Here is a 13,498-nt window from a genome sequence, read left to right as displayed (position 1 = left end):
GCCGCGCCGCACCCCGTACGCTGGTGGTGTGTTCCGACGCCGTTCAGATGATGCCGCTGCCTCCGCCGCCGTGCTGGAGCAGGACGAGACGACCCAGGCCCGCCACCCCGAGGCCAAGAAGGGGCGCCCCACCCCCAAGCGCAACGAGGCCGAGGCCAACCGGCGTACCCGGGTGACGGTGCCCAAGGACCGCAAGGAGGCCGCCCGCCAGGCCCGTGACCGGATGCGCACCGAGCGCGAGAAGCAGCGCACCGCGCTGCTGGAGGGCGACGAGCGCCACCTCCCGGCCCGTGACAAGGGCCCGGTGCGCAAGTTCGCCCGCGACTTCGTGGACGCCCGCTGGTCGCTCGCCGAGTTCTTCCTCCCGGCCGCCGTGGTCATCCTGGTACTCAGCATCGTCAAGGTGCCGACCCTCCAGCTGCTGTCCACGGTGCTGTTCCTGCTGTTCTTCGTGCTGGTGATCCTGGACTTCGTCCGGCTCGGCTTCGGTCTGCGCAAGCAGCTCGCCGAGCGCTTCGCCGGCCAGAACACCCGTGGCGCCGTCGCCTACGGCCTGATGCGCATCCTGCAGATGCGCCGGCTGCGACTGCCCAAGCCGCAGGTGCGTCGCGGGGAGAAGCCCTGACCGCCGAACCGGTGGACTACGGCTGGGCCCCGCCCTCCTGGGAGGGGCCCGGCCTGTACGCGTTGCCGGGGCAGGGCGACGGCGGGCACGACCGGATCCAGGAGCGCCGGCTGCCCTCCCGCAGCGGCTCCTTCGCCGGCGGCACCGGTGCCTGGCTGGAACGGCACGGCGGCCTGCGCGACTTCGTCAGCCAGGAGCTGGTCTCCCGGCAGCTCGCCGAACAGCTGACCGGCCGCACCGCGCAGCGCGTCCTCGACATCGGCTGCGGCCAGGGCACCCAGGCGCTGCGCCTGGCCCGGGCCGGCCACTACGTCACCGGCATCGACTCCGACCCGGTCGCGCTCGGCGTCGCCCAGGGGGCGCTCGCCGAGGAGCCGGCGGAGGTCCGCGGGCGGCTTCAGCTGCTCAGCGGCGACGCCCACCAGTGCGGGCGCTGGTTCGGCCCGCGCAGCTTCGACGTCGTGCTCTGCCACGGCGTGCTGATGTACCTGCCCGACCCGGACCCGATGATCGCCTCGCTGGCCCGCCTGCTGGCGCCCGGCGGGCTACTCTCGCTGCTGGTCCGCAACCGCGACGCGCTCGCCCTGCGGCCCGCCGCCGCCGGCGACTGGCGGGCCGCACTGGACGCCTTCGAGACCGACCGGTACTACAACCGGCTCGGCCTGGCCGCCCGCGCCGACCGGCTCGCCGACGTCACCGTCACGCTCTCCGAGGTGTCGGTGCCGCTGAAGCACTGGTACGGCGTGCGGGTCTTCACCGACACCGCGCCCGAGGACACCGCCCCGCCCGTGGACGGCCGGCAACTGGCGCAGCTGCTGGAGGCCGAGTACCGGGCCGGACGCACCGACCCGTACCGGCAGGTCGCCGCGCTGCTGCACGTGGTCGGGGCCAAGTAGGCCCCGCCCGGCGCGGGTTATGCCTCGTGCAGGCTCATCGAGTAGATCACCCGGTCGTCGTCGAGCAGGACGGCCGTGTCGACGCCGCCCTCGGCGAGCTGCTTCCAGCTCTCCCCGATCCACGTCTCGGCGTCCCCCTGGCCGGCGAACTCCTCCTGGCCGCCGTCGGGCGCCACCATGGTGCCGTCCGCCTTCTCGTACCGCCACGTCCAGACCATGCTGGCTCCTCCCACTGACGACGCTGCCTGTGCACTGCCCTGTGTGCTGCGCACCTTAGCCTGCCCGGCCCGATCTTCCGTATGCCTCGTCGGGCAGGATGAGCACCATGGCGACCCACCCCGCACTCCCCCGCACCCTGCTGCTCGGCGGCGCCCGGTCCGGCAAGTCCACCCGGGCCGAGCAGCTGCTCGCCGACCGCCCCGACGTCCTGTACGTCGCCACCGGCGGCACGCGGGACGGGGACGCCGAGTGGGCCCAGCGGGTCGAACTGCACCGCGAGCGGCGGCCGTCCGGCTGGCGCACCGCCGAGACCTGCGACCTGGAGGCCGTGCTGGCCGACTCCGCCGACCCGGCGCCGGTGCTGATCGACTGCCTCGCCCTGTGGCTGACCGCCGTGATGGACGAGTGCGGCGCCTGGGACGACCGGGTGTGGGCGGACGGCGGCGAGGCCGCGGTGCAGCGGCGGTGCGAGGCGCTGGCGCGCGCCTGGGCGACCACCGCGCGCTCCGTCGTCGCGGTGAGCAACGAGGTCGGGATGGGCGTCGTCCCGGCGACCGCGGCCGGCCGGCGCTTCCGCGACACCCTGGGCCGGCTCAACATGGCCGTGGCGGACGGCTCGCAGCGGGTTCTGCTGGTCGTGGCCGGACAGGTGATGGCGATCAAGGACGAGCGACCGGTGCGCTGAGCGCCCCCGGCCGACGGCATCGCACGCCAGCCTCGGCCCGAACATCCGCGGCGTGTAGCCTTCCGGACGATGGACACGACCGTGGATCTCGATACGTTCTCCTCGCTCGTCGAGCGCCCCGACGAGAGCGCCCGCAGGGCCGCCGAGGAACGCTGGCAGGAGGCCGGCCGGCCGCGCGGCGGCCTGGGCAGGCTCGAGGAACTGGGCAGCTGGCTGTCGTCCGTGCAGGGGCGCTCCCCGGTGCGGCCGGTGTCGGCCCCCAAGGTGCTGCTGTTCGCCGCCGACCACGGCGTCGCCGCGCTCGGCGTCTCCCGGCTGCCCGCCGAGGGCGGCACCGCCGCCCGGGTCCGCGCGGTGCTGGACGGCACCGCGCCGGTGGCCCGGCTGGCCCGGCGCTACGGCGCCGAGGTGCGGGTCGTCGACGTCGCGGTGGACGCCGACCCCGCCGACTTCCCCGACGAGGTGGTCACCCACCGGATCCGGCGCGGCTCCGGCCGGATCGACGTCGAGGACGCGCTCACCCCCGAGGAGACGGCACGGGCCTTCCGGGCCGGTATGGCCGTCGCCGACGAGGAGGCCGACGCCGGCACCGACCTGGTGCTGCTCGGCGACCTCGGGGTCGGCGCGACCACCGTCGCCGCCGTGCTGGTCGGCGCCCTGTGCGGGACGGACGCGGCCGCGGTCACCGGGCGCGGCTCGGGCATCGACGACCGGGTCTGGATGGTCAAGTGCGCCACCGTCCGCGACTCGCTGCGGCGGGCCCGGCCGGTGCTCGGCGACCAGCTGGCCCTGCTCGGCGCCACCGGCGGCGCCGACTTCGCCGCGATCACCGGCTTCCTGCTGCAGGCCGCGGTCCGGCAGCTGCCGGTGGTGCTGGACGGCGTCGTCTCGGCCGCCTGCGCCCTGGTCGCCCAGCGGATCGCCTTCCGCGCCCCGGAGTGGTGGCGCGCCGGGCAGTCCAGCGGTGAGCCGGCCCAGGCCAAGGCCTACGACCGGCTCACCCTGACGCCGCTGCAGGACCAGGGGATCACCCTCGGCGAGGGCGTCGGCGCGCTGCTGGCCCTGCCGCTGCTTCAGGCCGCGGGCGACGCGCTCGCGGACGAGGCGCCGAAGGCGTTCGTCCCTGCGGGGCCGAAGGAGCAGCCGAAGCTGCCGTCGGCGGCTGACCTGCTGCGCCGGCTGTAGCCGCGCCGCCAGGGATCACCAGCGCCCCGTCCGGGGCCGGGGAGCGCCCCGGCACCCCGGCCGGGGCGCTTCCGGTCGAAGGGAAACACGCCGTGCAGGGCGCCAGTTGGGCCGAGGGCTTGCGGTTCGCCTTCGGGACGTTGTCGGTGCTCCGGGTCCGGGTGGAGCGGTGGGACCGCGCCGCCGGCGGCCGGGCGATGACGGCCGCCCCGCTGGTGGGGCTGGTACTCGGGGCGCTGGCCGCCGGGGCGGGGGCCCTGGTGGCCTGGCGGGCCGGCGGGGCGCTCGGCGCGGTCACCGCGGTCGGGGTGCTGGCCGCGCTGACCCGGGGGCTGCACCTGGACGGGCTGGCGGACGTCGCGGACGGCCTGGGCAGCGGGAAGCCGGCCGAGGACGCGCTGCGCATCATGAAGCAGTCCGACATCGGCCCGTTCGGCGTGCTGACCCTGCTGCTCGTGCTGCTCGCGCAGGTCGCCGCGCTGGCCGGGCAGTTCGCGGAGTCCCTCCCGCGCGGGGCCCTCGCGGTGCTGGCCTCGGCGGTGGCCGCGCGCTGCGCGCTCGCCTGGGGGTGCCTGCGGTCGGTGCCGCCCGCCCGGCCGGGCGGGCTGGGCGCGATGGTGGCGGGGACCGTCCCGCCCGCCGGCGCGGCGCTGGGGACGGCCGCCGCGGCGCTGGCGCTGGCCGCGCTCGGAACGTTCGACGGATCGTCAGCCCTGCGCCTCCCCGCGTCCGTTGTGCTCGGCGTCGGCTGCGCATGGCTGCTGCTGGGACGGTGTGTGCGGCGGTTCGGCGGGATCACCGGGGACGTGCTCGGAGCGATGGCGGAAACCGCCGCGACCGGGACGCTGTTCGCCTTGGCGTTGCTGGGCTGACACCGGGCGGCGCGTGATCCCACCATGCGGACTACCATGCGGGGAGCACCGCAGCCCTGCACCGTGGCAGGTCCTGCCCGCCCGGCGTTCACCGAGGAGCCGGGGCCTCTGGTGTGCGCGCCCGCCGCGGGCGGCCGCGCGCGCCAGGGGGCCCGGACCCGGCTCGCGTCGGCGGACCGGCCCGCGACGGCTGGCTGCGCCGGTGCGGCAGTCAGGCCGCGACCGGCCGTGGACCGCGAAAGAACAGGACGCATTACGTGACTGCATTGTCTGTGAGCACCTCCTCCGCCGCCTCGCTGCGCGCGGACGCGCTGGTGGTCGGTGTCGCGAAGGGCCCCAAGGGCATCGCGCTGGCCCCCGGCGCCGAGGCCGTGAACGAGGCGTTCGAGGGCAAGCTGGCCGAGGTCCTCGGCACCCTGGGCGCGACCGGCGCCGAGGGCGAGGCCGTCAAGGTTCCCTCCGCCGCCGGCCTGAAGGCCGCGCTCGTGCTCGCGGTCGGTCTCGGCGAGGCCGCCGAGGACGGCTACCAGGCGGAGACCCTGCGCCGCGCCGCCGGTGTCGCCGCCCGCACCCTGGCCGGCGCCAAGAAGGTCGCCCTGGCCCTGCCCGTGGAGTCCGCGGACGACGTCGAGGCGGTCGCGCTCGGCGGTCTGCTCGGCTCGTACGCCTTCGGCGCCTACAAGGGCAACGGCAACGGCAAGGAGCCGGTCGGCGAGCTGGTCGTGCTGACCGCCCGCAAGGGCAGCAAGGACGCCAAGGCCGCCGTGGAGCGCGCCGCCGTGGTCGGCGAGGAGATGAACCGGGCCCGCGACCTGGTCAACACCGCGCCGAACGACCTGAACCCGAAGAGCTTCGCCGCGATCGCCCAGGCGGCCGGCAAGGAGCACGGCCTCAAGGTCGAGGTGCTGGACGAGAAGGCGCTGCTCAAGGGCGGCTTCGGCGGTCTGCTGGGCGTCGGCGGCGGCTCCGCCAACCCGCCGCGGCTGGTGAAGGTGGCGTACACCCACCCGAAGGCGAAGGCCTCGCTGGCGTTCGTCGGCAAGGGCATCACCTACGACTCGGGCGGCATCTCGCTGAAGCCGGCCGGCCACAACGAGACCATGAAGTGCGACATGGCCGGCGCCGCCGCCGTGTTCGCCGCCGTGGTGGCCGCCAAGCGCCTGGGCCTGGTCGTCAACGTGACCGCCTGGCTGGCGCTGGCCGAGAACATGCCGTCCGGTTCCGCCACCCGCCCGGGCGACGTGCTGCGGATGTACGGCGGCAAGACCGTCGAGGTCCTGAACACCGACGCCGAGGGCCGCCTGGTACTGGCCGACGCGATCGTGCGGGCCGGCGAGGAGAACCCGGACGTCATCGTCGACGTGGCGACCCTGACCGGCGCGATGGTGCTGGCCCTGGGCCACCGCACCTTCGCCGTGATGTCCAACAACGCCGAGCTGCGCGAGAACCTGCACACCATCGCGGGCGAGGCGGGCGAGCAGTCCTGGCCGATGCCGCTGCCGGCCGACCTGCGCAAGGGCATGACCGAGTCGACCATCGCCGACCTGGCCAACATGGGCGAGCGGATGGGCGGCGGCCTGGTGGCCGGCCTGTTCCTGCAGGAGTTCGTCGCCGAGGGCACCGACTGGGCGCACCTGGACATCGCCGGTCCGGCCTTCCACGAGACCGCGCCGTTCGGCTACACCCCGAAGGGCGGCACCGCGAGCGCGGTGCGCACCCTGGTCCGCTACGCCGAGCAGACCGCGGCGGGCGCCAAGGCCTGATCGGCCACCCGCTCCACGGGGGTCCGGCGCGTCCGCGCCGGGCCCCGTCGACGTTCCCGGGCCGGTTACCTGCGAGTAGACGCGGGGACCGCCCCGCACCCCTGTTCGCTGCGGGCGAAACTTTGTTCCACACTGCGGAAGAGGCCGCCGCGGAGGAGCTCGACAACTCCCGGAAAGCAGCTGTCAACCCCCCGTTGAGCTGCAACGATGCCCTTCCGTCGGGGGTGTTCCCGCCCCGGTGACCACTCCGTGGGACACCCCTGGGGTGGACCCGGACATCAGCCACCGCGAACAAGTGCGAAGATGTATTTCCGGCACGACTGGGCGCCCCACAAAGGCTTCCGACCCACCGGACCGCGACCGGCCCGGCGACCCACCCCATTGCATGGAGGACGTGACGTGGCGAACGACGCCAGCACCGTTTTCGACGTAGTCATTCTCGGAGGCGGAAGCGGCGGTTACGCCGCGGCGCTCCGCGCCGCTCAGCTGGGCCTGAGTGTCGCCCTGGTCGAGAAGGGTGAGCTGGGCGGCACCTGCCTGCACCGCGGCTGCATCCCGACCAAGGCGCTGCTGCACGCCGCCGAGATCGCGGACGAGACGAAGGAGGCCGCCGAGTTCGGCGTGCTGGCCACCTTCCAGGGCATCGACATCAACGGCGTCCACAAGTACAAGGACGACGTCATCGCCGGCCTGTACAAGGGCCTGCAGGGCCTGGTCGCCTCCCGCAAGGTCACCTTCGTCCAGGGCGAGGGCAAGCTCTCCTCGCAGACCTCGGTGGACGTCAACGGCCAGCGCATCGAGGGCCGCCACATCGTCCTCGCCACCGGCTCCGTCCCGCGCTCGATCCCGGGCCTGGAGATCGACGGAAACCGCGTGATCTCCTCCGACCACGCCCTCAAGCTCGACCGCATCCCGAAGTCGGCCGTCATCCTCGGCGGCGGCGTGATCGGCGTCGAGTTCGCCTCGGTCTGGAAGTCCTTCGGCGTCGAGGTCACCATCGTCGAGGCGCTGCCGCACCTCGTCCCGCTGGAGGACGAGAACTCCTCCAAGCTGCTGGAGCGCGCGTTCCGCAAGCGCGGCATCAAGTTCGAGCTGAAGGCCCGCTTCTCCGGCGTCGAGTACACCGAGACCGGTGTCCGCGTCTCCACCGAGAACGGCAAGCAGATCGACGCCGACCTGCTGCTCGTGGCCATCGGCCGCGGCCCGGTCTCGGCCGGCCTCGGCTACGAGGAGAACGGCGTCGCGATGGACCGCGGCTACGTCCTGGTCGACGAGTACATGCGCACCAACGTGCCCACCATCTCGGCCGTCGGCGACCTCGCCCCGACCCTGCAGCTGGCCCACGTCGGCTTCGCCGAGGGCATCCTGGTCGCCGAGCGCCTGGCCGGCCTCAAGCCGGTGCCGATCGACTACGACGGCGTCCCGCGCGTGACCTACTCCAACCCCGAGGTCGCCTCCGTCGGCATCTCGGAGGCCAAGGCCGTCGAGCTGTACGGCAAGGAGAAGGTCGTCACGCTCAAGTACAACCTGGCCGGCAACGGCAAGAGCAAGATCCTGAAGACCGCCGGCGAGATCAAGCTCGTCCAGGTCAAGGACGGCGCCGTGGTCGGCGTCCACATGGTCGGCGCCCGCATGGGCGAGCAGGTCGGCGAGGCTCAGCTGATCTACAACTGGGAGGCGCTGCCGGCCGAGGTCGCGCAGCTCATCCACGCGCACCCGACCCAGTCCGAGGCCCTGGGCGAGGCGCACCTGGCGCTGGCCGGCAAGGCGCTGCACGCGCACGACTGATCACGCCCCGCCCCCACACCCCATTTCCAGTACGCAAGACTTGATAGGAGTCGCTGAAACCATGGCGGTCTCAGTAACACTGCCCGCGCTGGGCGAGAGCGTTTCCGAGGGCACCGTCACCCGTTGGCTGAAGGCCGAGGGTGAGCGTGTCGAGGTCGACGAGCCGCTGCTCGAGGTCTCCACCGACAAGGTCGACACCGAGATCCCGGCGCCGGCCTCCGGCATCCTGGCCTCGATCAAGGTCGCCGAGGACGAGACCGTCGAGGTCGGCGCCGAGCTGGCGATCATCGACGACGGCTCCGGTGCACCGGCCCCCGTCGCCGCCCCGGTCGCCGAGGCCGCGCCCGTCGCCGCCCCGGCCCCGGCCGCCGAGGCCCCGGCCGCCGCTCCGGCTCCGGTCGCCGAGGCGCCGGCCGCCCCGGCCGCCCCGGCTGGCGACGCCACCCCGGTGCTGCTCCCCGCCCTGGGCGAGTCCGTCACCGAGGGCACCGTCACCCGTTGGCTGAAGGCCGAGGGTGAGACGGTCGAGGTCGACGAGCCGCTGCTCGAGGTCTCCACCGACAAGGTCGACACCGAGATCCCGTCGCCCGTCGCCGGTGTCGTCGTGAAGATCCTGGTCGGCGAGGACGAGACCGCCGAGGTCGGCGCCCAGCTCGCGCTGATCGGTGCCGCGGGCGCCGTCGCCGCCGCCGCTCCGGCCGTCGCTCCGGCCCCGGCCCCGGTGGCCGCCCCGGCTCCGGTCGCCGCCGCTCCGGCCCCCGTCGCCCCGGCCGCCCCCGTGGCCGCCCCGGCTCCGGCTGCCCCGGCCGCTCCCGTGGCCGCTCCGGCCCCGGCCGCCGCCGCCCCGGCCGCCCCGGTGGCCGACGCCGGTGACGCCTACGTCACCCCGCTGGTGCGCAAGCTCGCCGCCGAGCACGGCATCGCGCTGACCTCCGTCACCGGCACCGGTGTCGGCGGCCGCATCCGCAAGCAGGACGTCATCGCCGCCGCGGAGGCCGCCAAGGCCGCTCCGGCCCCGGTCGCCGCCGCCGCTCCGGCCGCTGCCGCGCCGAAGGCCGCCGCCGCGCCGTCCGCCCTGCGCGGCCAGACGGTCAAGATGACCCGCATGCGCAAGGTCATCGGCGACAACATGATGAAGGCCCTGCACGAGCAGGCCCAGCTCACCAGCGTGGTCGAGGTGGACGTCACCAAGATCATGGCGCTGCGCGGCCGTGCCAAGGACTCCTTCCTCGCCCGCGAGGGCGTGAAGCTGTCCCCGATGCCGTTCTTCGTCAAGGCCGCCGCCCAGGCGCTGAAGGCCCACGCGGTCGTCAACGCCCGGATCAACGACGCCGAGGGCACCATCACCTACTTCGACACCGAGAACATCGGTATCGCGGTGGACTCCGAGAAGGGTCTGATGACCCCGGTCATCAAGGGTGCGGGCGACCTCAACATCGCCGGCATCTCGAAGAAGACCGCCGAGCTGGCCGCCAAGGTCCGCGACAGCAAGATCACCCCGGACGAGCTGTCCGGTGCCACCTTCACGATCAGCAACACCGGCTCGCGCGGTGCCCTGTTCGACACCGTGATCGTGCCGCCGAACCAGGCCGCCATCCTGGGCATCGGCGCCACCGTCAAGCGCCCGGTCGTCATCGAGGCCGACGGCGGCACCGCCATCGGCATCCGCGACATGACCTACCTGTCGCTCTCCTACGACCACCGCCTGGTGGACGGCGCCGACGCCGCCCGCTACCTGGTCGCGGTCAAGGAGATCCTGGAGGCCGGCGAGTTCGAGGTCGAGCTCGGCCTGTAAGGCGCTCCCCGGTCGCTCCGACCCCGCGGAACCCCGCACCGTCCCCGGACGGTGCGGGGTTCCGCCGTTCCCGGAGGGGGGCGGTCGCGGCGGCGGGCGGTCGGGCGGGGGGTCGGTCGGGGGGTCGGTCGGGGGGTCGGTCGGGCGGGGGGCCGGGTGGGGGGCCGGGTGGGGGGTCGGGTGGGGGGCGGTCACGTCACTCCCGGGAGGGTCGCCCAGCGTTTCGCCGGGCCATGGCATGCGCCGGGGCGGGCGAACGGGGATGCTTGAGCGGTGATGGACGAGACCGACTTCTGGCAGATCATCGACGAGACCCGGGAGGCCGCCGACGGCGACCCGGACGATCAGGCCGACCGCCTGGTGGAACGGCTGGTCCAACTGACCCCGGACGACGTCATCGACTTCGCCCGGCTGTTCGAGGCCCGGTTCCAGCGCGCCTACCGCTCCGACCTGTGGGGCGCGGCCTACCTGCTGCTGGACGGCGCCTCCGAGGACACCTTCGACTTCTTCCGCTGCTGGCTGATCGGCCAGGGCCGGGACGTCTTCGAGGGCGGGCTGGCCGAACCGGACGACCTGGCGGACCTGCTGCCCGAGTTCGACGAGGAGGAGGACGGCGAGGCCGAGGACCTCGGCTTCGCCGCCGACGAGGCGTACGAGCAGCTCACCGGGCTGCCGCTGCCCGAGGTGGGCGGGCGGCAGGCCGGCCGGCCCTCGGGGGCGTCGCTGGACTTCGACGACCCCGACGTCATGGCGAAGCGGTTCCCCAAGCTCTGGGAGCGCTACGGCGACTGACCCCGCGCCCGGGCACCCGATCCGGGCGCCGGCCCCGGATCAGGTGGTGCTGCCGCCGCCCGACGTGCCGTCCTGCTGGATCCCCTTGAGGATCTGGTCCAGCACGGAGGCGTCGGGCGCCTTCGGGTCGTCGTCCACGCCGCCCTGGAAGACCACGAAGCCGCCGCCCTTGGCCGGCACCGCGGCCAGCAGGACGTAGCCCTGGGTGCCGTCCGAGGTGCGGACGTGCCAGCGCACGGCGTAGCCGAAGACGCCCGCGACGGTGGCGTAGCCGGAGCCGGAGTCGGTGTGCGAGGTGATCCCGGTGAAGATCTGCCCGGCGTAGGTGGGCATCGTCGCCTCGGCCGCCGCCTTGGCGGTGGCGCCCTGGACGGTGTCCTTCTCGACCGAGAACTGCCCGCGGATGCAGGAGTTGCCGTCCGCGCAGGTGTAGCGGCCGGTGCCGAGGAAGACCGTGGAGTGGGTGGAGTCCGTCCCGGCGTCCCAGCCGTCGAGCACCGGGACGGTGATCGCGTGCTGCGCGTCCGGGACGGTGGACTTCACGGCCGGGGCCGGCTTCGGCGTGGGCAGCGTCGGGGTGACGGTGGGTGCGCTCGCGGTCGGGCTCGGGGAGGGGCTGGAGCCCTGGGTGATGGTGACCGTCGGGACCGGGGTCGGGTCCGCCTGCGGGGAGCCGCCGCTGTTGAGCACGATCCCGGCGATGATCCCGCCCACGGCCAGCACCCCGAGGCCGATGCCGACGAGCACGCCGGGCCTGACCCGGCCGGGCGCGGGCTGCGCCGGGTAGCCGTAGCCGTAGCCCACGCCCTGGGCGGGCGATCCGCCCTGGCCGTCCTGGCCGGGGTAGCCGTAGCCCGGGGCCGGGGCGCTGCCCGGGTAGCCGTAGCCGGGGGTGTCCTGCGGGCCGCCGTAGCCGTAACCGGGCTGCTGCGCGGAGGGCTTCCAGCCCTGGGTGGGGGCGTCGGCCACCCCGGCGGCGCCGCCCTGCAGCGGGCGCACCTCACTGGTCCAGGCGTTGCCGTCCCACCAGCGCTCGTGACCGGCGGTGCCGTCCGCACCGGAGACCGGGTACCACCCGGGGGGCGTCGAGTTGCTCACGGCCGTACGGTACCCGGCACGGCGGCGGTCCAGACAGGGCGCTTTGGTCACGACTCTGCACCACCCGGCCGCGACTGACGGGCCGTCAGGTACGGCCGTTGGCGGTGCTCGGTCAGGTTCGGTCGACGAGCCGGCGGGCCATCCATACGTCGTCCACGTAGGACCCGTCGATCAGGAACTCCTCGGCCAGCGAGCCCTCGACGACGAAGCCGCAGCTCTCGTAGAGGCGGCGGGCCGGCGCGTTCCAGCCGAGCACCCGCAGGGTCATCCGGCGCGCGCCGTCCGCCCGGGCCGCGTCGCAGGCCGCCTCCACCAGGCGACGGCCGACGCCCCGGCCGCGGACCGCGCCGTCGACGGCGAGGCCCTGGATCTGGCGGACGTGCCGGTTGCTGGCCAGCGGGGTCGGCGGGACCTGGCGGACGTAGCCGACGATCCGGCCGCCCAGGAGGGCGAGCAGGAACTGCTCCGGGGCGTGCCGGTCGTCGAAGACGCCGTCCCCCTCGGGCGGCAGCGGGGCGACCTCGGACAGCGGGGACCACGCGGCCCGGTTGAGGACCGCGAGTTCACGCTCGTCCTCGGGCCGGGCCGGGCGGATGATCAGTTCGTCGTCGAGCATGCGCGTCATGCTAGTGAGACGCGCCCGAACGTCACAGCGGTTAACCGCCGGCACGACTGGAAGGATGGGCGCATGCGCATCGCTGTCACGGGCTCCACGGGATTGATCGGTTCGGCACTCGTCCGCTCCCTGCTGGCGGACGGCCACGAGGTGGTCCGGCTGGTCCGGCGCCGGTCCAGGACGGGCCCGCAGCCCGACGGCAGCACGGCCATCGGCTGGAACCCGCTGCTCGGCGAGGTCGAGCGGGGCGGACTGGCCGGAACGGACGCGGTGGTGCACCTGGCCGGCGCCGGGGTCGGCGACCACCGCTGGACGGACTCCTACAAGCGGGAGATCCGGGAGAGCCGGGTCCTCGGCACCGAGACGCTGGCCGTCGCCCTGGCCGAGCTGAAGGAGCCGCCGCGGGTCCTGGTCAGCGCCTCCGCGGTCGGCTGGTACGGGCAGACCGGCGACCGGGTGATCGACGAGGACTCCCCCGCCGGCGACGACTTCCTCGCCGAGGTCTGCGTGGAGTGGGAGGCGGCCGCCCGGCCCGCGGAACGGGCCGGGATCCGCGTGGTGCACCCGCGCACCGGGATGGTGCTCTCCGCCGCCGGCGGGGCCGGTGCGCGCCTGCTCCCCCTGTTCAGACTGGGCCTGGGCGGGCGGCTCGGCGACGGTCGGCAGTACTGGAGCCTGCTCTCGCTGGAGGACGAGGTCGCCGCGCTGCGCTTCCTGATCGACCGGGACGACCTCTCGGGCGCCGTCAACCTCAGCGCGCCCGAGCCCGCCACCAACGCCGAACTGACCGCCGCGCTCGGCCGGGCGCTGCGGCGCCCGACCCCGTTCCCGGTGCCGGAGGCAGTGCTCAGGGTGGTGCTCGGGGAGCTGGCGGTCGAGGTCGTCGGCAGCCACCGGGTGGTGCCGCGGCGGCTGCTGGACGCCGGGTTCCGCTTCGAGCACCCGGACGTGGACGCGGTGGTGCGCTCGGTGGTGTGACGAGTGGTCCGACGGGCGGGTGCCCGCGGTGGTGCGCTCGGCGGTGTGACGGGCGGTGGCGGGGCGGGTGCTCCGCCGCCGCGGTGCGACGGGTCGGCGACCGCGTGCCGGTAGGCCTGTCGGCGTACCCCGGCTACGGCATCCACCCTGGCCAGGGGCATATGCCGGGCTGAGGCCGGACGGGGC

General features: G+C 74.4%; 12 protein-coding genes and 1 pseudogene. 10 read left to right on the top strand and 3 right to left on the bottom strand.

Features of this window, described 5'->3' with window-relative positions; all coding sequences use genetic code 11:
* The first annotated feature begins 28 nt into the window (after nt 1–28).
* On the top strand, nt 29–625 hold the full coding sequence (locus ACIRS1_RS04505; RefSeq protein WP_360207515.1) for a DUF3043 domain-containing protein: 597 nt from the start codon (nt 29–31) through the stop codon (nt 623–625).
* A gap of 155 nt (nt 626–780) precedes the next feature.
* The gene (locus tag ACIRS1_RS04500; RefSeq protein WP_387898671.1) at nt 781–1,521 is read left to right on the top strand and encodes a class I SAM-dependent methyltransferase; all 741 of its coding nucleotides are present in this window, start codon (nt 781–783) and stop codon (nt 1,519–1,521) included.
* Nucleotides 1,522–1,538: 17 nt separating this feature from the next.
* On the opposite strand, the gene ACIRS1_RS04495 is transcribed toward ACIRS1_RS04500, so the two are convergent.
* On the bottom strand, nt 1,539–1,739 hold the full coding sequence (locus tag ACIRS1_RS04495) for a hypothetical protein (protein WP_402836730.1): 201 nt from the start codon (nt 1,737–1,739) through the stop codon (nt 1,539–1,541).
* A 119-nt stretch (nt 1,740–1,858) separates the two neighbouring features.
* Between ACIRS1_RS04495 and cobU the strand changes: the two are divergent.
* From cobU to ACIRS1_RS04460, 7 genes and pseudogenes are all read left to right on the top strand, one after another.
* Nucleotides 1,859–2,425: pseudogene (gene cobU / locus ACIRS1_RS04490) on the top strand (bifunctional adenosylcobinamide kinase/adenosylcobinamide-phosphate guanylyltransferase); the annotation flags it as partial.
* Nucleotides 2,426–2,494: 69 nt separating this feature from the next.
* Nucleotides 2,495–3,610, top strand: a complete 1,116-nt coding sequence (locus ACIRS1_RS04485; RefSeq protein ID WP_360207521.1) for a nicotinate-nucleotide--dimethylbenzimidazole phosphoribosyltransferase — start codon at nt 2,495–2,497, stop codon at nt 3,608–3,610.
* Between the two features lie 92 nt (nt 3,611–3,702).
* Nucleotides 3,703–4,482 carry an adenosylcobinamide-GDP ribazoletransferase gene (locus ACIRS1_RS04480; RefSeq protein ID WP_402836728.1) on the top strand — a complete coding sequence of 260 codons (780 nt, stop codon included), beginning with the start codon at nt 3,703–3,705 and terminating at the stop codon, nt 4,480–4,482.
* 257 nt (nt 4,483–4,739) lie between these two features.
* Nucleotides 4,740–6,245 carry a leucyl aminopeptidase gene (locus ACIRS1_RS04475; RefSeq protein ID WP_360207527.1) on the top strand — a complete coding sequence of 502 codons (1,506 nt, stop codon included), beginning with the start codon at nt 4,740–4,742 and terminating at the stop codon, nt 6,243–6,245.
* A gap of 399 nt (nt 6,246–6,644) precedes the next feature.
* Nucleotides 6,645–8,033: a dihydrolipoyl dehydrogenase gene (gene lpdA, locus ACIRS1_RS04470; protein WP_387898310.1), complete on the top strand. Its 1,389-nt coding sequence runs from the start codon at nt 6,645–6,647 to the stop codon at nt 8,031–8,033.
* Nucleotides 8,034–8,094: 61 nt separating this feature from the next.
* Nucleotides 8,095–9,828, top strand: coding sequence for a 2-oxoglutarate dehydrogenase, E2 component, dihydrolipoamide succinyltransferase (gene sucB, locus ACIRS1_RS04465; RefSeq protein ID WP_402836725.1), 1,734 nt, complete (start codon nt 8,095–8,097; stop codon nt 9,826–9,828).
* 276 nt (nt 9,829–10,104) lie between these two features.
* Nucleotides 10,105–10,620 carry a DUF4240 domain-containing protein gene (locus ACIRS1_RS04460; protein WP_360207536.1) on the top strand — a complete coding sequence of 172 codons (516 nt, stop codon included), beginning with the start codon at nt 10,105–10,107 and terminating at the stop codon, nt 10,618–10,620.
* A gap of 39 nt (nt 10,621–10,659) precedes the next feature.
* Here ACIRS1_RS04460 and ACIRS1_RS04455 read toward each other — a convergent pair whose 3' ends face one another.
* Nucleotides 10,660–11,718, bottom strand: a complete 1,059-nt coding sequence (locus tag ACIRS1_RS04455) for a DUF2510 domain-containing protein (protein ID WP_360207539.1) — start codon at nt 11,716–11,718, stop codon at nt 10,660–10,662.
* Between the two features lie 112 nt (nt 11,719–11,830).
* The gene (locus ACIRS1_RS04450; protein WP_402836723.1) at nt 11,831–12,334 is read right to left on the bottom strand and encodes a GNAT family N-acetyltransferase; all 504 of its coding nucleotides are present in this window, start codon (nt 12,332–12,334) and stop codon (nt 11,831–11,833) included.
* Between the two features lie 72 nt (nt 12,335–12,406).
* On the opposite strand from ACIRS1_RS04450, the gene ACIRS1_RS04445 reads away from it, so the two are divergent.
* Nucleotides 12,407–13,312: a TIGR01777 family oxidoreductase gene (locus ACIRS1_RS04445; protein WP_402836721.1), complete on the top strand. Its 906-nt coding sequence runs from the start codon at nt 12,407–12,409 to the stop codon at nt 13,310–13,312.
* Nucleotides 13,313–13,498 lie beyond the last annotated feature (186 nt).

The sequence above is a fragment of the Kitasatospora sp. NPDC101176 genome, assembly GCF_044768035.1.
In the GTDB taxonomy this organism is placed as follows: domain Bacteria; phylum Actinomycetota; class Actinomycetes; order Streptomycetales; family Streptomycetaceae; genus Kitasatospora.
This window is presented reverse-complemented; position numbering and strand designations above follow the sequence as displayed.